Genomic DNA, 18,407 nt, shown 5'->3' with positions numbered 1-18,407 from the left:
GACTGGCGGGCTTTCTTATGCCCGTCGCCCTGCGCGCGTGATCCGCGCCACACGGGAAGCCGCGTGGCTGTCGTATAGTCGCCAGCCTCCGACTCTCCCGGTTTGTGCATGCTCGACGGCTTCTCCCTGACGATCGCGATCCTGGTCACCCTGCTGCTGGGCGCCGCGGCGACGGCATGGCTCTGGCGGGTGAGACGGCGACAGGAAGAAGCGGCGGCCGGCATCGACGCACTGGCCGCCATGCGCTGGCGCGAGTTCGCGCGGCTGGTGGTCGAGGCCCTGCATTCGCGCGGCTTCGAAGCCGAGTCGGTCGAACAGACGCTCGAGCATGGTCCGCAGGCGGAAGTGCACCTGCGCCTGGACGGCCGTCCGTGGTTGCTCTCCTGCAAGCTGGCCGGTGCACGTTCGCGCCTGGGCGTGGCCAGCGTGCGCGAGCTGGCCGATGCGGTGCGTTTCAACGCCGCCGCCGGCGGCATCCTCGCCACTCCGGCGCGTATCGATGCCGACGCCCGCCGCAGCGCCGCCGGCCTGGAGTTCTACGACGGCAACGCGCTGTGGGCGCTGGTCGGCCCGATGCTTCCGGCTTCGCTGCGCGATGACATCACCGCCAATGCGCGCCGCAGCAGCGTGCGCGAAACCGCATTGGCGTGGGCGGGTGCAGTCGTGATCGGCGTGCTCGTGGGCTTCGTGCCGGCGATGATCGGCAACGACACGGTGACGGCCCAGGCCCCTTCACAGTCGGTGGCTCCGGCCGCGTCGACCGCTTCGCCCAAGCCGGTCGCAGCGGCGGCGACCGATCCCGCGCTCGCTCCGCCGGCCGATCCGAACCGCGACCAGTTCGAACGCGGCGAGGTCATCCAGGCCATCACTAACCTGCCGTGGGTCGAACGCGTGCTGTGGTCGACCAGCTCCACGCTGCTGATCCAGCAGAGCGAGGACGTGGACCAGCTCCAGGTGGAGGAAGTCTGCAGCGTGCTCGCACGCTACGACGCGCTGCGGGCCTCGCGCCTGCAGTTGCAGCCACCGGCGGGGAGCGAGCGGAAGGTGCGGTTCCTGCAGTGCAGGTCGTACTGAGTCATTGATGCAGCGCGGCTGCACGGCGCGCGCCCGCCTCCGCCCTTTGGCACGTCCTCAGCTCTGCACTCCCTTCGGTTGCCGCAGGGAAGATGAAGAGCGGGAAGCAGCGCCGTCACCCACCTCCCTCTCCCCTTGTGGGAGAGGGACAGGCCGCCGAAGGCGGCCAGGGAGAGGGGCGAGTCGCCGGCACTACCAGTGCACGCCCCGCATCAACGCCGCGAACGCGATCTGCTCGCTGCTCGGTTTCACCTCGCCCTTCAACGCCGCCTTGTCGCCACGCGCCGCCGCCGAGTCGGGGAACAGTTCGAACGCGGTGCTCATGATCACTTCGTAGGCTTTCGGCGCCAGCGCGTTGATGACCGAGGCGAAGATGCCCAGACGCGTGGCGATGCGGCTGGGCCGCTCGATGATGCCCTTCACCACCAGGTCGGCGGCCTCGTCGGGCGTCAGCGTGGGCACGCTGTCGTACATCTTGGTCGGCGCGATCATCGGGGTTTTCACCAACGGCATGTTGATCGTGGTGAAGCTGATGCCCTTGCCCGACAGCTCGCCCTGCGCGCAGCGGCTCCATGCATCCAGCGCCGCCTTCGAGGCCACGTAGGCCGAGAAGCGCGGTGAGTTAGCCAGCACGCCGATCGAGCTGATGTTGATGATGTGGCCCTTGCGGCGCTGGGTCATGCCCGGCATGAAGCCCATGATCAGGCGCAGGCTGCCGAAGTAGTTCAGCTGCATGGTGCGCTCGAAATCGTGGAAGCGGTCGTAGCTCAGTTCGATCGAGCGGCGGATCGAACGGCCGGCGTTGTTGACCAGCACGTCGCAGCGGCCGTGTTCCTCCAGCACCGTCTTCACCAGGCGGTCGCAGTCGTCCATGTCGGCCAGGTCGGCGGTGTAGGCGAAGACCTTGCCGCCGGCGGCGTTCATCGCGTCGCGCGCCTTGAACAGTTCGTCCTCGCCGCGCGCGACGATGACCGTGATGGCCCCGGCCTCAGCCACACGCTGCGCGGTGGCCAGGCCGATGCCGGACGAACCGCCCGTGATCACCACGACCTTGTTGCGCACCTTGCCCTTGAGGCTGCGGTCGACGAACAGGTCCGGGTCGAGGTGGCGCTCCCAGTAATCCCACAATCGCCAGGCGTAGCTCTCCAGCGCCGGCACCTGGACGCCGCTGCCTTTGAGCGCGCGCTCGGCCTCGCGGTTGTCGAAGCGCGTGGGATAGGTGATGAACTTCATCACCTGCTTGGGAATCTTGAAATCGCGCAGCAGCATGCCGATGAAGCGCCGCACCGGCGGCAGGTTCGCCACCGCGCCGCGCACGCTGCCGGGGATGAAGGCGAACATGCGCGCGTCGATGCGCATGGTCATCTCCGGCGAGTGACCGGCACGGGCGAAGGTGTTGAGGACTTCGCCCACGCGCATGGGCTCGGGATCGGTCAGGTGGAAGCAATGCCCGTCCAGGCGCGGCTTGTGGGCGATGTGGTCCATCGCGTCCACCACGTAGTCCACCGGCACGATGTTGATGCGGCCGCCTTCCAGGCCGAGCATCGGCATCCACGGCGGCAGCATCTCGCGCAGCTTCTTGAGGAAGGTGAAGAAGTAGTACGGGCCGTCGATCTTGTCCATTTCGCCCGTCTGCGAATGGCCGACGACCATGCCGGGGCGATAGATGCGCCACTTCAGGCGCGTCTCCTTTCGCACCAGGCCCTCGGACTCGTGCTTGGTGCGAAGGTACGGATCATCCAGGCCTTCGGCCTCGTCGAACATGTCCTCGCGGAAGACGCCCGGGTACAGGCCCGCGGCGGCGATCGAGCTGGTGTGATGGAACACCTCGGCCTTCAGCGCCACTGCCAGATCGAGCGCGTGCCGGGTGCCGTCGATGTTGGTGGCGTGCTGCGCTTCGGGCTTGGCGGTGAGGTCGTAGATCGCGGCCAGATGGAAGAAGTGCTTCACCTTCCCATTGAGCGATTTGAGCTGCGCGGCACTGACGCCACACCTTTCCTGCGTCATGTCGCCTTCGACGGGGATCACGCGCTTCATGTCCCATGCCATCTTCTTCGCGATGGCGTCGAGCTTCTTGCGCGAGTCCTTGCGCAGCAGCACGTACACCGAGCCCTTGCGCTGCTTGAGCAATCGCGTGACGAGGAAGCGGCCGATGAAACCCGTGGCGCCGGTGACGAAGTAACTCATGCCTCTCTCCCTGACCGTGAGCCGCTGCCGTGCGGCAAGCCCCTAAATTGCCAGAGGGCCGCTCGCGCCACAATTCCCGGGCGTATTGACCACCCCGACGGTGCGTGCGGTAATGCCGCCACCATCCTGGCCGCCGGGAGGGCGCCGCCATGACCGATCTGCAGACTGCCTTCGAACAAGCCGCCAAGGATGTCCAGTCGCTGCCGGAACGTCCCGACAACGACACGCTGTTGCGCCTGTACGCGCTCTACAAACAGGGCTCGGAGGGCGACATCAGCGGGCCCAAGCCGGGCTTCTTCGATTTCGTCGGCACCGCGAAGTACGAGGCCTGGGCCAAGCTCAAGGGCACGTGCAGCGACGAGGCCAAGCAGAAGTACGTCGACCTCGTGAAGAAGCTGCACGCCTGACCGCGCGCCGCCCTTCCCTTCCCGCCCCACGACCCGACCCGATGGCGAAGCAGACCCGCCAGCGCATCCTCGACAGCGCATTGACGATGTTCAATGCGCTCGGCGAGCCCAACGTCACCACCAACCATATCGCCGACGAGCTGGAGATCAGCCCGGGCAACCTGTACTACCACTTCCGCAACAAGGACGACATCATCGAGCAGCTGTTCGCGCGCTTCGAGGAGCGCATGGACGCCGCGCTCGCCGCGCCGCAGGGTCGCCTGCCCGGGCTGGAGGACATCTGGCTGCAGTTGCACCTGGTGTTCGAATGCATCTGGGATTACCGCTTCCTGCATCGCGACCTGGTGGAGATCCTCAGCCGCAACCGGCGTTTGCGCCTGCGTTTCGCACGCATCCTGCGCCGGGCCGACGAGCAGGCGCACACGGTGATGCAGGGCTTGGTGCACGCCGGGATCATGCGCGCTTCCAAGGACGAACTGGCCGCCACGGCGACCAACGTGCTGGTCATCGCCACGTTCTGGCTGAACTACGCGGCCGCACGCGGCGACAAGGACGAGCACGCCGCGATACGCGACGGCATCGTGCAGGTGATGATGCTGCTGGCGCCGTTCCTGCGCGATGCGGAACGCGTGCACCTCAATACGCTGACGCGGGCCTATATCGACTAGCCGCGGCACGGCCCGGGAGAAGCCCCCGGGCCCGCTTCAGCCCTTCACTTCCGGCGCGTGGCGCGCTTGGCGGTCTTGCGGGTGGTACGCCGCCCCTGGGGCCGATGCGCCGGACGGGTCGCCTTGCGCGCCGTGCGGCGGGCCTTCTTCAGTCCAAATTTCTCAAGCACCGGCGCCAGGCGGGCCTCCAGGTCCGCACCGAGACGCACGACTTGCGGCTGTACCTCGCGAACGCGGCTGCGCGCGTCCTCGGCCAGCCGCAGGGCCGCCCCTTGCCACGCGCCGGCGCGTGCGGCGAGGCGCGAGGGTGCCGCCAGGATCTCGCGACGCGAGATCGCGACGACGCCGAGCCCCGCCAGCCATACATGGCGCAGGGTGGTCTGGCTGGACGCGCGGGATGAGGTTCGACGGGCTGCCATGGGATTCCTCCGTGGCCGGACGGCCCGGCCTCGGGCTCACTGTCCCGGCGCGGGATCGAGCAAACACACTAGCGCCGCGTCTTACGCGGCTCTTGCCAGCCTCGGCCCGCAAGCGGGATGCTGCGCCCTCGACCCTCACGAGGACTGCCGATGGCCGCCAAATCCAGCTGGGCCGCGTTTCCCCACGATTCTTCGGGCTTCGCCTACACCGGCGAAACGCTGAAGAAGGCCTGGCCGAAGTTGCACGCCGGCGATGCAGAGCCCTACCCCGACGCCAAGCGCGCCGCCGCGCTGCTGAACGACGCCGGCAAGGCCGCGCCCAAGGGGCTGGACGCCGAGGCCCTGGCCCTGCAATTGCAGGAGGCCTGGCGCGCTTTCCACCGGGGCGATTTCAAAGTGGCCCACGACGCCGGCCAGGCGCTGGGCGTTGTCGGCGCCTCGGTGGCGGTCAAGGCGCTGGGCATCCACGCGACCTATCTGGTGGATGACGACGCCGAGCGACTCAAGCGTTTCGAGCAGGCAGCGAAGCTGGCCGAGGCGGCGATCAAGGCACTGCCTGACGAGGCCAACAGCCATTACCGCTACGCCTTCGCCCTGGGCCGCTATAGCCAGGGTTTGAGCATCGCAAAGGCCCTCAAGGCGGGCATCGCCGGAAAGGTCCGCAACGCCCTCGACGCGGCGCTCGAACTCGCCCCCAAGCACGCCGAAGCGCACACGGCCATGGCGCTGTATCACGCCGAGATCATCGGCAAAGTCGGCGCCATGATCGGCGGACTGACCTATGGGGCTAAGGCGGCCGAGGCTGAAAAACACATCGCGTCGGCGCTGAAGCTGACGCCGGACTCGCCCATCGCCCACATCGAGCACGGCAACGTGCTGATGCTTCTGCACGGCGACAAGAAGGAAGACGCCGCAGCCAGCGAGTACGAGAAGGCATCGAAACTGAAGCCCATCGACGCCATGGAGGCGCTGGACGCCGCTTACGCGGCATCGCAACTGGAGTAAGCCGGGTGACCGCCGGAGGCTACAGCTCCGGGTGCAGCATCCCCAGGTAACCCCGCTCCCGCGCCGCGCGCGCGAGGGCCGGCAGCGTGCGTGCGCCCAGCTTCTCCATGAGGCTGGTGCGGTGGCGATAGAGCGTCTTCACGCTGATGCCCAGGTCCGCAGCAATCGCCTTCGGAGGAAGCTCCGAAAGCAGGCCGCGCAGCGTTTCCAGTTCGCGCTGCGTGAGCCCGAAGTCGCGCGGTCGCTCGATCGCCTGGCTGACGTCGCTGCTGAGTGCGACCTCGCCTCGCATGACGCGGTCCAGGATGCTCACCAGTTCCGAAATCGCCACGCTCTTGGTCACGTAGCCCTGCGCGCCCTCGTCAAGGGAGCGCAGCACCACACCGGGGTCGTCGTGCATGCTCACCACCACCCGCTTGATATGCGGCATGTGCTTGGAGAGCGCGCGCAACAGAACTAGGCCGCCGTCGGCCGTCGACAAGCTCAGGTCGATGACGGCCACGTCGATGGGGCGCGAACGCAGGATTTCGAGCGCCCGCGCCGCATCGCCGGCTTCGGCCACGACTTCGTAGCGTGCGGAGTTGTGGAAGAGGCGTTTGAAGCCTTCCCGGACAATCGCGTGGTCGTCCACAAGGAGAGTTCGTATCATGGACTGAAGTTTCGCTGAGCCCGGCAGCCTCACGGAACAGGAATTTTCTGATTGTTGGGGCCGGCACGACGATCGGCTGCGTTCCCCGGTGCCCTGGCCCCGGTAAACGCGGGGTGTTGCCAAGCATGGGGCCCTTTGCGCTATACTGCGCAGCCCTTACGGGCGGTTAGCTCAGCGGTAGAGCACTGCTTTCACACGGCAGGGGTCACAAGTTCGAAACTTGTACCGCCCACCAGTTTCAGGCAAAGGCCGGCGAAAGCCGGCCTTTTGCTTTTCCGCCTCGGGAGACACTCCATGAACGGAACACGCCTGTACCACAACCCCCGTTGCTCCAAGTCCCGTGGCGCCCTGGAACTGCTGCGCGAACGCGGCATCACGCCCGAGGTCGTCGCCTACCTCGACACGCCGCCGTCAGCTTCGGAACTGCGCGAACTGCTCGCCGCGCTCGGCCTGCCGGCACGCGCCCTGCTGCGCACGGGAGAAGAGGAGTACGCCACGTTGGGCCTGGCGGAAGAATCCTTGTCGGAAGCCGCCCTGATCGACGCCATGAGCACCCACCCGCGGCTCATCGAACGCCCCATCTTCGTGCACGGCGGACGCGCTGTTATCGGGCGCCCGCCGGAACAGGTCCTCACCCTGCTCGACTGAACCGGCTTAAAGCCGCGCGTCCACGCCGTCGCGCGGGTACAGGCTCTTGATGTCGTAAAGCAGCGCATGCGGCCGGCCGAACGCGCGAGCCCCCTGCACCCCCAGCGTACGGAATTCGTCATGTGCCACGGCGAGGATCACCGCGTCGTAGGCACCCTGTTCGGGCGACGCAACTAGCTCGATGCCATAGGCCGCACGCGCCTCCTCGGCATCCGCCCACGGATCGTGGATATCGACAGCGGCGCGGTACTCCTTAAACTTCTGCGCCAGCTCGACCACGCGCGTGTTGCGCAGATCCGCGCAGTTTTCCTTGAAAGTGAGCCCCAGGATCAGAATGCGCGCCCCGGCAACGGCGATGTCGCGCTGGATCATCAGCTTCACGACGTCGGTCGCGACGTGTTCTCCCATCGCATCGTTGATGCGCCGGCAGGCCAGGAGAATGTCCGGGTAATAGCCGGCAGCCTGCGCCTTCTGGATCAGGTAGTAGGGATCGACCCCGATGCAGTGCCCGCCCACCAGGCCCGGACGAAACGGCAGGAAGTTCCACTTGGTCCCCGCAGCCTCAAGCACCTCGGTCGTGTCGATGCCCAGTCGCTGGAAGATCAGCGCGAACTCGTTCACAAGCGCGATGTTCGCGTCGCGCTGGGTGTTCTCGATCACCTTCGAGGCCTCGGCCACCCGGATGCTCGAAGCCTTGTGGGTCCCGGCCTTGATGATGCTTCGGTAGAGCGCGTCGACGAACTCCGCGGTCTCGGGCGTCGAGCCGGACGTCACCTTCGGAATGTCGACCAACCTGCGCTGCTTGTCGCCCGGATTAATGCGCTCGGGGCTGTAGCCGACGAAGAAGTCCCGGTTGAACACGAGGCCCGACACTCTCTCCAGTTCGGGCACGCAGATTTCTTCGGTCGCGCCCGGATAGACGGTCGACTCGTAGATCACCGTGTCGCCTAGCTTGAGCGCAGAGCCGATGAGGCAACTGGCTTCAATGAGATTGCGGAAATCGGGGCGCTTGTACTCGTCCACCGGCGTCGGGACAGTGACGACGAACACGTTGCAATCGGCAAGCGATGAGGCATCAGCACTCAGGTGAAGCTGCGTAGCTGAACAGATTTCATCCGGCGACGCCTCGCCATTAGCATCCATCCGCGATATGAGTGCCTCGACCCGACTGGCATCAATATCAAATCCCAAAGTTTGGTGAAGTCGCCCGAACTCCAAGGCTAAGGGCAGCCCCACATATCCGAGCCCCACAACGCCGATGTAGATTGCGCTGAAACGCGACATACCAGTCCTATGGCTCTGAAACCGACTTCGCCATTGTAAGCGAGCACGTCTGGAAACGAGGGGCTCAGCGCCATCTTGTGGATTCGCTTGACCTGCGCTCATCAAGGATCACGATTAGGAGCAGGTCCAATGCGCCTCAGAGCATGCCCACGAAGAAGTCGGGGCCCACATCGCGCCCGTCGTACATGCGCCGGAGGGCACACACCGCCAGCAAAGCTGCTCTCAACGCTATTGGAAGCGCGAAGTATGCAAGCTTGTCCTGGTATGCGATGAACTGCGGCAATGCGAGCGACCACAGCCCACATCCCAACAGAAGGATGTCATCCCCTACGGAAACGATTTGTTCCCGGGTGGAGAATGCGACGAGCTGTTTCTCCGAATCCTCGAGCTTTCCTTTCAACTGCGCGAGGCGCTCCTCAAGGTACTTCTTGGCATAGGATGACGCCTGGAAGCGCCGTTCCAGGTTGGTCGCGATGAACGCGTCCGCGTAGGCATTGGTGATGCGCGCCGCGAGATCCGGGTCGGTAGAGTCAAAGTTCACGCGAACCAGACGCGAGTTTCGGACCGGTTCGATCGTCAGCGATTCCAGCACCGGCTCGATCAGTGCCAGTTCCAGCGCCTGCTTGCGAAGCCCCGGCGAAAGGGGCTTTCCTCCGTTTCGATCGGATGATTCTTCATCCGCCACTTCAACATCTTTCGCGTAGGCAGGATTATCCTCAAGTCGCAGGTCCTGGATGACGCGATGCGCCAGCGAGCGGCTCTTCAGCAGTTCGTACTGGGTCTGGTAGAAGTCACGATCGAGAGGCGATTCCGTAGGCTCCAGCCCCTCGAATGCGACGACCTTGATCGTGTCGCGTTCGATCTGCAGCGTCGACGAGGCACGGTAGGACGGTGTCGCGAGCAGGCTGAACAGAATTGAGATCAGGAGAGTCGCACTAGCAGCGCCCACCAGCCATTTCCAGCGTTGGCGCAGGATCTGCGCGTACTGGAGCAAGTTGATCTCGTCCCCATCCACCGACTCGGGCAGAGCATTTTCGACTAGCGCGTTCATTGGTATGCCCTCCAGACCGCGACGAAGGGCGCCAACTGGACCAGCGTCTTCAAGGTAAGGCGCCCAGCCGATGTATCGACGACGATGACGTCGTCACCGTAGATCTCCGGGTCCGGCTGCTCGCCGCGATTTATGGCCTTTACATCGAAGCGCGCGTACTTGCGTTCTCCGCCCACGGTTCGGAAGACAAGAACGTTGCGTTCGCTCCCAATTTCACTGAGCCCTTCCGCAAGCGAAATCGACTGCACCAGCGTCAGACGCGAAGCCATTGGATAGATCCCCGGCTTCTTGACCGCGCCGCTGACGGTTACGCGCTGACTGGAGAACTCTTTGACAAAGACGCTGACCTGCGGTGTACGGAGATAACGCTCGCTGTAGCGCTCCGCAAGCAATTCCTCGATCTCGCCCACCGTGCGACCCGCCACGTCCACCGCACCAACGAGCGGAAGCGAGATCAGTCCCGCGTTATTGACTCGCACTTCGCGGTTCAGATCATCGACCTGGAAAACCGTCACGGTCAGCAAGTCACTGGGACCTATTCGGTACTCACTGCGTCCGAGCGCATCGACCACCGAGTCCGCTGCCGGCAGGGAATCCAGCTCCTCCCGCCCGGCGTGACTGACACAGGCAGATGACAACAAAATGCAGGCGAAGAGACCTGCGCGGAGAATCCAGCGGAACACCCAGCACCCATACTGCAGAAGAGCAACGCCGGATTATGCGCGACCATCGCGCACTTCCGATGCAAGTTAGACATTTGCTTACACCCCAGTCTTGCGCCCTAACAGCCGCCCAAACACACTGGCGCGGATCGGGCCGTTTGCATTGCGCTGGTCGCGCGGGCAAGTACGCAGGGCAGCCGCAGGCAAATCACTCGGCGGGACGTCGTTGACGATGCCACGTGGGCGGATCACCACCTGATTCGTTGCCTCTTCGCCACCAACAAGTGCGCCAGCGGCTTCGCGAGCCTCCATCAGGCAAGGGGGGCGGCGGCGCGGGTGATGTGCATCGGTGGCGATGATCATGCACATGCCATCGCCGACGAAGCGTTCACTCCAGTATTTCACGCGCTTTCCGAAGCGACCTGTCAGCGCGCCGGCGGTGATCTGCATCCACGCGCCGCGCATGGCCAATCGCTCGAACAGATCAAAATGCGTTTCGATCCAGCTGAGACGCTCCGGGTGCGTGATGACGGGCACCAGCCCTGCCACCATCAGATCGAACACTGTCTCTTCGAAGCGCGGCGGCGCGACGTGATGCGGCGGCTCCAGCAGCAGATAGCGCGAACCGGCGATCGTAGGGATGCGTCCAGCCTGGATTCCTTCGATCAGGTCGGGGGCGAGATGGACATCAGCACCTTCGACCAGCCTCAACGCGATTCCGCGTTGATCCAACTCGCACTGGAAAGCGCGTATCGCCGCACGGATGCCGTACGCCGTATTCTCGTACACCCCCGGATAGATGTGCGGCGTGCACGCGACCGTGGTGATGCCATCGGCAACCGCCATGCGGGCCATTTCCAGGCTTGTTTCAAGATCGGCCGGGCCGTCATCGATGGCCGGAAGCAGATGGCAGTGCAAGTCGTACATTGCGATATCCCGTGAAACTCAACCCAGTCTAGTGACCGGATGCCGCACAGGAGGCGTTAGGCGAAAAAGTACGAAGGCGTGTCAGTCGCGGCAGTAGATCGCAAGATCATCGCCGACAGCGATTACAAGACTGCGTCCCGAGAACGAGAACCCGCAGGCATGCAGTTCCGGATGGCTCTCGATACGACTGAAGCTGGCTTCCGCATCTTCGTGGCATGCGAACAGCGAAGCGCGTGGCGGCACGAGCAGTATTTCCGCCCTCGGCCAATCCAGCGTGACGATCTCCAACGCCCAGCCATCGGGCGTAACCCGCATCAATCCCCCGCCTTGCCGCCCCGCGGTAGCGATCAGCTGTCCGTCGAGCGGGCCGATGCCCACGGCTTGCAGCGGTCCCGCGGACGGCTCACCTTCAAGCGTTCCGTGTTTGCGCGCGATCTTCTCGCCGGTGCTGCAATCGATTACTCCACGACCTTCGCCCGAGACGACGAGCAACAATTCGCTGTTCCGATCGAACCCAACCGCTTCGAGCGCAGGCACAGCGAAGACGCCGGCAGCACGCCAGGGCCGCGGCGGCGCCACCAGCGCCGCCGTGCGGACCATCCGGCGGATGGGGCCAAGGTAGCGGGCAGCGGATTCCAGTTCAGCGCGTTGGCGCCTGGTTCGAAGGAGCGTGAGCATCGGGAGAGCTTGGCGGAGGCGGCCGCCGTCGAGGCGCGCGTGATCATTCCTTGGAACTTGGCCGCCGCGCACTGGAGCCCGCACGGCGTGGCGCAGACGTCATGGCCCGCGATGCAGGAATGGTAGGGAGTCGCGCTTTGCGGGCCAATGAGAATTGTCTGATTCGCCGGCTTCGCAGGCACCCAACACGCATGCGCAGCGTGCGTCACGGAGGATCGCTACCGCCATGGTGCCCGGACCCGGCAACACATTCATGACATATCTGATTGATTAATATGAGCTACTACCGCAGCACCTTTGCTTAATGCCCCCAAATCTGCCCCCACGTCCCGATGGCTAGCGACGTCCGTCGCCTTGGCCAGGTATGCGAAGGAGTCAGAGTGCTAACGTCCGCTTTCGACCCATAGCGGTCGGTTCGCCATGGGGAATTAAGCCAGAGCGCTGGGCCGGTCACACACACGGGCGCGCTGATAGCATTACCCGACGTTAACCGCCAACCCGAGCCGCTGTTTCCAACATGTCCCCGCAGGCACCGCTGTCACCGGGTAGCGCGAGCGAAGTGTTTCGCGTCTTCCTCCGCTTGGGACTGACATCGTTCGGTGGTCCCATCGCCCATCTGGCCTATTTTCGCGAGGAGTTTGTCAGGCGGCGCGGTTGGCTGGACGAAGCGCACTTCGCGCAGTTGTTGTCTGTGTGCCAGTTTCTGCCAGGACCGGCCAGCAGTCAGATGGGCTTTGCGATCGGTCTGTTTCGTGGCGGCTGGGCTGGAGCGCTGGCGGCCTTTGTGGCATTCACACTGCCGTCGTCACTGCTGATGTTCGGCTTCGCTGCTTTAGCGCCATACCTCGGGCAAGGCATTGGCGCAGCCGCCGTGCATGGCCTGAAACTGGTTGCTGTTGTCGTGGTTGCGCACGGCCTGCTTGGCATGGTGCGACAACTGGCGCCGGATGCACCGCGTGCCCTCATTGCTGCGATCGCGGTTGCCCTGATCGTGTTGACCGCCAACGCCTGGGTGCAACTCATCGCGATTGCACTTGGCGGGATGCTTGGGACGTGGCTGTGCCGGCATGTGACCGCACCGGAAACCGCGACTTTCCCCGTGCGCTACGGCCATCGCGGTGGAGCCGCGTTTCTGACCGTTTTCCTGATCGGCTTGGCTGGCTCGTTGATCTGGCCGTCCACGAATGTACCCACGGCCGGCGGTCTGTCGGCCGCGTTCTACAAAGCCGGGGCACTGGTGTTTGGTGGTGGCCATGTCGTGCTTCCACTGCTGCAGCAAGCGGTAGTCGACACCGGCTGGGTAGGCCCGGATCGATTCCTTGCCGGCTACGGTGCGGCACAGGCGATGCCCGGGCCGATGTTCTCCTTGGCAGCTTTCCTGGGCGCTGAAGTGCCCTTGGGCTTGCCGGCTGCGGCGGGAGCGACGATCGGTTTGCTAGCCTTGTTTTTGCCGGGCTTCCTGTTGCTGTTGGCGGCGCTGCCGATTTGGGCGCGCTTGGTCCGGCGACCTTGGGCTGCCAGCACGATGGCCGGCGTCAATGCCGCCGTCCTAGGACTGCTAATTGCGGCTTTCTACGACCCGGTTTGGGCTGAGGGTGTGCACGGCTCGGCTGACTTCGCCACTGCCGTGATCGGGTTTGCGCTGTTGGCATCCATGCGGGTTTCCGCGCTGTGGATCGTGCTCTGGTGCCTAACCGCGTCCATCGTGGTGAGTCTGGTCAGATAGGCGAGCCAAAGGTCCGCCGTCCATTGTTGGTCAATGGCTGCTTTTGGCCGATAGCGGACATGGGGTCGGACTTAGAGAAGGCGATCACGTCACCCCAGTCTGTGTCTCACGGTGTTCCCGCCGTGGGCGGAAGGGAACATTGGCCCTAGGCCCAATAGACAGCATCAGCTCGGAACGCGCGCAATAGCTGCGTCTGCTAGACATCCGGTCACCCGGAGACCCCCACGATGCATACCGCGAGCATGGAAGTTCCGGCTGTCTACCTTCTGCAAGGCAACTTGGGCATCCGAGAAGCATTGGGACGCGAACTGAGCGCGGCCGGATACCGCGTCTTCTCAAGTGCAAGTCCGAGCGAGTTCCTGGCGAGCTATGTCTATGACGCCCCGGGCTGCCTGGTTCTGGACCTCGGCATGCCTAGGTGCAATCAGGAGGTACGCGCGGCGCTAGACGATCGGGGACTCGCTCCTCAGATCGTCTATGTGGCAGAACATGTGGATGGTGAGCAGGCGTTAGCGCTGGCAAAAGGCGATACGACAGATCTGATCCTCAAGCCCCTGTGCGTGGAGACGATTACGGCGGCCATTACGGATGCGATCGCGCGCGATGCGAAGGCACGGGAAATCCAACTCGCAAGAAGCAGACTGGCACAGCTGAAAGCCCGTGAGCGCGAAGTGCTCACCTTTCTGCTTGAAGGCCACCGCAACAAGAACATTGCAGATGCACTTGGGATCGCGGTAAAGACGGTGAAGGTTCACCGCCAACGCCTGATGCGCAATCTGGAGATGCGTTCTGTTGCGGAGCTGGTCCAGTTCGCTATAGCGGCCGGGGTCAATTCAGTCCCCGTACCGCCGCACAGCGGGCATTGCGGAAGGCGAACTGGGCGCCGGAAGGGCGCCGTGACCCAAGGTGCTTCGTCGTTCAGCATGCATCGTTCCGCTGCAGATCAGATCGACGTCGAGAAGAGGCTCATGGCTGCTGCTATTCACGAGCTGCATGCATTGCTTTCAAGAGCAGCCGGCAGCCATTCGGTCGCTCAAGATTGCGCCGCAGAGCAGCTTGCAGGTGCTCTCGCCCCTTCGGCGCAGTCAATTCTCGAAGAAGGCCGGATTGACGTCGGAGCCGCCCTAGAAGCGCTCGATGGGCTTGAGCAGGTGTTGGGCGCGGATTTCCTGCGGAACTTTCGTCAGACGGTGCTTCAGCTGGAACCTGGGCAGTCAGCGGAGAGCGGAGCCATTCCAGAGAAGTTCAGTCATTGATACGTGCCATTGCGACGTGTGTTCGAGCTGGAATCGCGAATGTCTGCTTATGGCCGGTAGCGGACGTGCATGTCCGCGTCTGTTAGCGGTTCCTGAGCACCTAGCAGCGAGCGCAGCGTGACGGCTTTTGCCAAATCGTGTGCGCTTCGTAGTAGCGATACCCGCAATTACCGGAGATGCAACGAGGCGAACACGAGGCCCGGCATCCAGATGATCGCCCATCCCACAAGAAGTGCCTGTTGGAGTTTTGGATCGAGCGCGAGCGTCGCTATCACCGGGAACATGGCAACGCCGCCAACCGCTATTGCCGCTGAGATCCACCAGCGGTGATCAAGGTCAGCCCAAGCTTGAGCGATCTTCGCATTTCGAGACATGGGCCAATTTGCCACGTGATGACCAACTACGACGGTCGCAACGCATGCCCTGAAGTCGCTGAATCGGACATCCGAGAGGCGTCGCAAGACGCGGCGATAGTCGCTCTTCAAGCCGTCGATGGCCGCCGCAGTTGCAATTGCGGTTACCTTGCCGACGGACGGTAGCGGGTAAGACACTTCATCTACGCGTTAGAGCGTACGGTGCAATGATGATGCATCGCTTCCTAATCGCTAATCGGGATGAACTAGCCGCTCGATGCAGGGTGAAGGTCGAGGCGAGATCAGTACGTGGCGTGTCAGGTGCGGAGCTGGAACACGGCATCTCCGTATTTCTCGAACAGGTGATCCGGACGCTTGAACTTGAGCGGACCGCAGATCCGCTGCAAAGTCGACGCATTTCGGGCCGTGCCGGCGGCGGCAAGCCGGCCCTGTCAGAGATTGGCGACACCGCGGCCCAGCATGGCAAGGAATTGATGCAGCACGGCTTCACTGTCGAGGAGGTGGTCCACGACTACGGCGACCTGTGCCAAGCCATCACCGATCTTGCCTTCGACCTGGATGTGCAGATCGAAGTGGACGAGTTCCGGATTCTCAATCGCTGCCTGGACAATGCGATCGCCAATGCAGTCACCGAGTTCGGGTATCAACGCGATATCGTGGTCGCGGACCAGCACGCTCATGATCTGAATGCGCGGCTCGGCTTTCTCGCCCACGAACTGCGTAACCAGCTGTCGACGGCGACGCTGGCACTTTCTGTGATCAGGAATGGGAGCGTGGGCATCTCCGGTGCGACCGGTGGCGTACTTGAGCGATCCCTGGTCAATTTGGGCAACCTGATCGATCGCTCCCTGGCCGAGGTCAGGATGACCGCTGGCCTGCCACTTCAGAGCCGACTGTTCTCTGTCCACGACTTCCTGGCGGAGCTCAAGCTTTCCGCCTCCCTGGAGGCCAATGTGCGCGGGTTCACTCTGAAGGTATCTGACGTGGATCCCTTGCTAGCCGTCGATGTGGATCGCGACCTGCTGCTCTCGGCAGCCGGGAACCTGCTGCAGAATGCCTTCAAATTCTCGCACCCACACGGCGAGATCAGCGTCAATGCCTATGCTGTGGCTGATCGAATCCTCATCGATGTAGAAGACCAATGTGGCGGTCTGCCTTCGGGTGATGCGGAGAAGATGTTCCTGCCCTTCACCCAGGCAGGCCAGGACAGAACTGGCTTGGGCCTGGGACTGTCCATCTCACGCAGCAGCATCGAGGCCAACTCGGGTGTGCTGAGCGTACGTAACGTGCCTGGCACCGGATGCGTGTTCACCATCGACCTTCCCCGGCATGCGCTGGGCGATGAGCCCGCGAACGCGGAGCAGTAATCGGAATCGCATCGCAATGTGCGGTTCGAGACGGCTTCCGGACCGGCCCATAGCGGCAATTGCTGCCATTGAGTCGGTACTGCGCTGAATCCAGGAGCACGACGCGGACGAGCTGGCTCTTCAATCTGCCGCCGCGCCCGGGCGCGTTCGCGACGTTCGTCCATCGCTACGGGCGGCGGACCAACGTCCGCTCTTGGCCGATAGCGGACATTGGGCGGGACGCCGACCACGACTCGCGGGGCAGTCTCGGCCCATTCCCTCCGTGCCGTCCGCCCATCCCTTCACGCCTTGGCTCCTATGATGGAATCCCCGCCCGAGGCGTACGGCGATGAGCGACGACAGCCAGAAAAGCGGCGAGCCCGACCGCTCCCGCATCAACGTCAACCAAGAGCATGAGCTCCGGTACTGGACCCAGAAGCTAGGGATCACTGAGGAGCGTCTGCGCGCCGTTGTCCGAGAGGTCGGGACAATGGCCGACAAAGTGCGCGAGTACCTCCGCAGCCGATAACGGCGGCCCAAACAGGGTCCGACACGAGGGGTTACCGGCGTCGCTGCCCCTAGCGGGGGATTGCGTCCACCGCAAAACGGAGCAAAACTCGGCCGACATCACCGTTGGGGAATGGTGGATGCAACTGCCCCGCGAAGAACTGGACCGACGCCTAGCCGCGTTGGTCGGCAGTGTGCCTTCGGGGAATCGCAAATGATCTCTGCTTGCGTGGGCGGCGCATAGTCGCGCGCGAGCGGTTCGTGGCCGGCAGAGTCATCCAAGGAAATCGGAGGTGAAGCGACGCTCGCTTGGAATCACCAAGGAAGTTTTGGCCGCAACGTCAAACCAATAGGGACATTACATGCGCTACAGACTCATAGTGCTGCTGTTCGCAGTGTTCTTCTGCCTGCCTGCATCGGCGATACCCAAGTACTTTGGCTACTTCGCCAACAACTCACCGCCGGGCACGTACCAGCCCGAAAACCAGGACCACACCAACGTCACGGTGGTCTATACCGGGCCAGACGGCTTCGACTGGGATCCGACCATCCTCTCGGAAGTGGCTTTGGCCAAATCCTATGGGAACAAGGCGATCGTCATGGTGACCTCGCACTTGTTCGTGGCGGCCACCGCGAACGGGCCACACAGCACGGACCCTGAAGCGACAAGACAGTTCGGCGAACTGGTGGACAAGCTGATCGCGGGGGGCTACCTGGTTCCAAACAATCCGGAAGCCAGCACCGTGGTGGCGTTTTATCCGGTGGACGAGCCGGAGTACAAGAAGGGCCTCGTCGACATCAACGGCGCGCCGCATCCGGCCCTGGCCAATGCGGTCAACGTGATCAAGTCCAATCCGGCCACCTCCAACTTTCCCGTAGTCGGAATCGTGAGCCAGGACTACGGTCCCGTCGTCCAGGGTATGCGGCTGTTCGACTGGGTCGGCATGGACGACTACAAGAGCTGCATGCCCGTGGTGGCGCTTTGCTCAAGCAGCTACGCCACTTCGCACGCGAACTTCACCGCGGCGCTCCGCCCGGAGCAGCGCACGATCGTCGTTCCGCAAGCCGCTACCGGAGGCGACCTTGACGAAAACCCGCATGATCCGTTCCTGACATACCAGATGGCGATGTCAGACCCTCGCGTCATCATGCTGATGCCGTTCCTGTGGGCCAATACCGCGATGACCGGCGTGCGTGACCTGCCGGGGCTCCGCAACGCATACCTGCCCATCGGTTACCAGATCAAGTACGGATTGTATTCGCAGTACCTCGGTGGGCAGGTGTACGGCCAGATGGTGGCCGGGCAGTGGTACAACCTGGTGCTATGGTTCCGAAACGTCAGCGAACATACGTGGCGCACCGGAACCAACATGAATCTGGGGTCGCAAAGCCCGGGCGACAACTACACGTGGGGCACTGTAGCGTCCTCGCTTTTTCGAGTCAGTCGAAAGTAGAGGTGTTCGGCGAGTGTGCCATTGCGTAGTGGACGGGTGAAAGCCCGCCCAGTGAACGATGCGGGCGGTGATGGTTGTAGCGGTG

At 63.6% G+C, this 18,407-nt stretch carries 18 protein-coding genes and 1 tRNA gene; 11 read left to right on the top strand and 8 right to left on the bottom strand.

The annotated features are described in order from the left end of the window. Nucleotides 1-108: 108 nt before the first annotated feature. Nucleotides 109-1,074, top strand: coding sequence for a restriction endonuclease (locus JI752_RS18850; protein ID WP_216967208.1), 966 nt, complete (start codon nt 109-111; stop codon nt 1,072-1,074). Between the two features lie 192 nt (nt 1,075-1,266). On the opposite strand, the gene JI752_RS18845 is transcribed toward JI752_RS18850, so the two are convergent. Further along, a complete protein-coding gene (locus JI752_RS18845; protein ID WP_216967205.1) occupies nt 1,267-3,261 on the bottom strand; it encodes an SDR family oxidoreductase in 1,995 nt (664 codons plus the stop codon). Between the two features lie 149 nt (nt 3,262-3,410). On the opposite strand from JI752_RS18845, the gene JI752_RS18840 reads away from it, so the two are divergent. Beyond that, nucleotides 3,411-3,668, top strand: coding sequence for an acyl-CoA-binding protein (locus JI752_RS18840; protein ID WP_216967203.1), 258 nt, complete (start codon nt 3,411-3,413; stop codon nt 3,666-3,668). A gap of 41 nt (nt 3,669-3,709) precedes the next feature. Then, nucleotides 3,710-4,336, top strand: a complete 627-nt coding sequence (locus JI752_RS18835; RefSeq protein WP_216967200.1) for a TetR/AcrR family transcriptional regulator — start codon at nt 3,710-3,712, stop codon at nt 4,334-4,336. Nucleotides 4,337-4,380: 44 nt separating this feature from the next. On the opposite strand, the gene JI752_RS18830 is transcribed toward JI752_RS18835, so the two are convergent. Further along, entirely contained in the window at nt 4,381-4,755 is a 375-nt protein-coding gene (locus tag JI752_RS18830; RefSeq protein ID WP_216967197.1) for a hypothetical protein, read from the bottom strand. Between the two features lie 150 nt (nt 4,756-4,905). On the opposite strand from JI752_RS18830, the gene JI752_RS18825 reads away from it, so the two are divergent. Beyond that, nucleotides 4,906-5,760 carry a hypothetical protein gene (locus JI752_RS18825; RefSeq protein WP_216967194.1) on the top strand — a complete coding sequence of 285 codons (855 nt, stop codon included), beginning with the start codon at nt 4,906-4,908 and terminating at the stop codon, nt 5,758-5,760. Between the two features lie 19 nt (nt 5,761-5,779). Here JI752_RS18825 and JI752_RS18820 read toward each other — a convergent pair whose 3' ends face one another. Further along, the gene (locus JI752_RS18820) at nt 5,780-6,391 is read right to left on the bottom strand and encodes a response regulator transcription factor (protein WP_342315587.1); all 612 of its coding nucleotides are present in this window, start codon (nt 6,389-6,391) and stop codon (nt 5,780-5,782) included. 178 nt (nt 6,392-6,569) lie between these two features. Between JI752_RS18820 and JI752_RS18815 the strand changes: the two genes are divergently transcribed. Both JI752_RS18815 and arsC read left to right on the top strand, forming a co-directional pair. After that, a tRNA-Val gene (locus JI752_RS18815) sits at nt 6,570-6,644 on the top strand. Nucleotides 6,645-6,703: 59 nt separating this feature from the next. Next, the gene (arsC, locus tag JI752_RS18810; protein ID WP_216967189.1) at nt 6,704-7,057 is read left to right on the top strand and encodes an arsenate reductase (glutaredoxin); all 354 of its coding nucleotides are present in this window, start codon (nt 6,704-6,706) and stop codon (nt 7,055-7,057) included. A 6-nt stretch (nt 7,058-7,063) separates the two neighbouring features. Here the strand turns inward: arsC and JI752_RS18805 are convergent, their stop codons facing one another. From JI752_RS18805 to JI752_RS18785, 5 genes are all read right to left on the bottom strand, one after another. After that, nucleotides 7,064-8,341 carry a nucleotide sugar dehydrogenase gene (locus JI752_RS18805; RefSeq protein WP_216967185.1) on the bottom strand — a complete coding sequence of 426 codons (1,278 nt, stop codon included), beginning with the start codon at nt 8,339-8,341 and terminating at the stop codon, nt 7,064-7,066. A 136-nt stretch (nt 8,342-8,477) separates the two neighbouring features. Next, nucleotides 8,478-9,392, bottom strand: a complete 915-nt coding sequence (locus JI752_RS18800) for a Wzz/FepE/Etk N-terminal domain-containing protein (protein WP_216967182.1) — start codon at nt 9,390-9,392, stop codon at nt 8,478-8,480. Then, on the bottom strand, nt 9,389-10,075 hold the full coding sequence (locus JI752_RS18795; RefSeq protein ID WP_342315592.1) for a polysaccharide biosynthesis/export family protein: 687 nt from the start codon (nt 10,073-10,075) through the stop codon (nt 9,389-9,391). Before JI752_RS18795 ends, JI752_RS18800 begins: the two co-directional genes overlap by 4 nt. A 78-nt stretch (nt 10,076-10,153) precedes the next feature. After that, a complete protein-coding gene (locus JI752_RS18790) occupies nt 10,154-10,981 on the bottom strand; it encodes a CpsB/CapC family capsule biosynthesis tyrosine phosphatase (protein ID WP_216967179.1) in 828 nt (275 codons plus the stop codon). Between the two features lie 81 nt (nt 10,982-11,062). Beyond that, a complete protein-coding gene (locus JI752_RS18785; RefSeq protein ID WP_216967176.1) occupies nt 11,063-11,659 on the bottom strand; it encodes a hypothetical protein in 597 nt (198 codons plus the stop codon). Between the two features lie 517 nt (nt 11,660-12,176). Between JI752_RS18785 and chrA the strand changes: the two genes are divergently transcribed. From chrA to JI752_RS18760, 5 genes are all read left to right on the top strand, one after another. Further along, nucleotides 12,177-13,385: a chromate efflux transporter gene (gene chrA / locus JI752_RS18780; RefSeq protein WP_216967173.1), complete on the top strand. Its 1,209-nt coding sequence runs from the start codon at nt 12,177-12,179 to the stop codon at nt 13,383-13,385. 227 nt (nt 13,386-13,612) lie between these two features. Then, the gene (locus JI752_RS18775) at nt 13,613-14,641 is read left to right on the top strand and encodes a LuxR C-terminal-related transcriptional regulator (protein WP_216967170.1); all 1,029 of its coding nucleotides are present in this window, start codon (nt 13,613-13,615) and stop codon (nt 14,639-14,641) included. Nucleotides 14,642-15,278: 637 nt separating this feature from the next. After that, nucleotides 15,279-16,382 (top strand): HAMP domain-containing sensor histidine kinase, encoded by a 1,104-nt coding sequence (locus tag JI752_RS19565; protein ID WP_216967167.1) that lies wholly within the window; start codon nt 15,279-15,281, stop codon nt 16,380-16,382. Between the two features lie 328 nt (nt 16,383-16,710). Continuing rightward, on the top strand, nt 16,711-16,890 hold the full coding sequence (locus tag JI752_RS18765) for a DUF3606 domain-containing protein (RefSeq protein ID WP_216967164.1): 180 nt from the start codon (nt 16,711-16,713) through the stop codon (nt 16,888-16,890). A 358-nt stretch (nt 16,891-17,248) separates the two neighbouring features. Next, nucleotides 17,249-18,322, top strand: coding sequence for a hypothetical protein (locus JI752_RS18760; protein WP_216967161.1), 1,074 nt, complete (start codon nt 17,249-17,251; stop codon nt 18,320-18,322). Nucleotides 18,323-18,407: the final 85 nt, after the last annotated feature.

The organism is Lysobacter sp. MMG2, from assembly GCF_016735495.2.
GTDB lineage: Bacteria > Pseudomonadota > Gammaproteobacteria > Xanthomonadales > Xanthomonadaceae > Lysobacter_J.
Note: the sequence above shows the minus strand (reverse complement) of the source record. Positions and strands in the feature narration are given on the sequence as shown.

Excerpts from the sequence above, each read along its gene's own strand:
- JI752_RS18825 (WP_216967194.1), top strand. The coding sequence starts at position 4,906 with ATGGCCGCCAAATCCAGCTGGGCCGCGTTTCCCCACGATTCTTCGGGC.
- JI752_RS18830 (WP_216967197.1), bottom strand. The coding sequence starts at position 4,755 with ATGGCAGCCCGTCGAACCTCATCCCGCGCGTCCAGCCAGACCACCCTG.
- JI752_RS18835 (WP_216967200.1), top strand. The coding sequence starts at position 3,710 with ATGGCGAAGCAGACCCGCCAGCGCATCCTCGACAGCGCATTGACGATG.
- chrA (WP_216967173.1), top strand. The coding sequence starts at position 12,177 with ATGTCCCCGCAGGCACCGCTGTCACCGGGTAGCGCGAGCGAAGTGTTT.
- JI752_RS18845 (WP_216967205.1), bottom strand. The coding sequence starts at position 3,261 with ATGAGTTACTTCGTCACCGGCGCCACGGGTTTCATCGGCCGCTTCCTC.
- JI752_RS18840 (WP_216967203.1), top strand. The coding sequence starts at position 3,411 with ATGACCGATCTGCAGACTGCCTTCGAACAAGCCGCCAAGGATGTCCAG.
- JI752_RS18765 (WP_216967164.1), top strand. The coding sequence starts at position 16,711 with ATGAGCGACGACAGCCAGAAAAGCGGCGAGCCCGACCGCTCCCGCATC.
- JI752_RS18785 (WP_216967176.1), bottom strand. The coding sequence starts at position 11,659 with ATGCTCACGCTCCTTCGAACCAGGCGCCAACGCGCTGAACTGGAATCC.
- JI752_RS18800 (WP_216967182.1), bottom strand. The coding sequence starts at position 9,392 with ATGAACGCGCTAGTCGAAAATGCTCTGCCCGAGTCGGTGGATGGGGAC.
- JI752_RS18850 (WP_216967208.1), top strand. The coding sequence starts at position 109 with ATGCTCGACGGCTTCTCCCTGACGATCGCGATCCTGGTCACCCTGCTG.
- JI752_RS18775 (WP_216967170.1), top strand. The coding sequence starts at position 13,613 with ATGCATACCGCGAGCATGGAAGTTCCGGCTGTCTACCTTCTGCAAGGC.
- JI752_RS18790 (WP_216967179.1), bottom strand. The coding sequence starts at position 10,981 with ATGTACGACTTGCACTGCCATCTGCTTCCGGCCATCGATGACGGCCCG.
- JI752_RS18805 (WP_216967185.1), bottom strand. The coding sequence starts at position 8,341 with ATGTCGCGTTTCAGCGCAATCTACATCGGCGTTGTGGGGCTCGGATAT.
- arsC (WP_216967189.1), top strand. The coding sequence starts at position 6,704 with ATGAACGGAACACGCCTGTACCACAACCCCCGTTGCTCCAAGTCCCGT.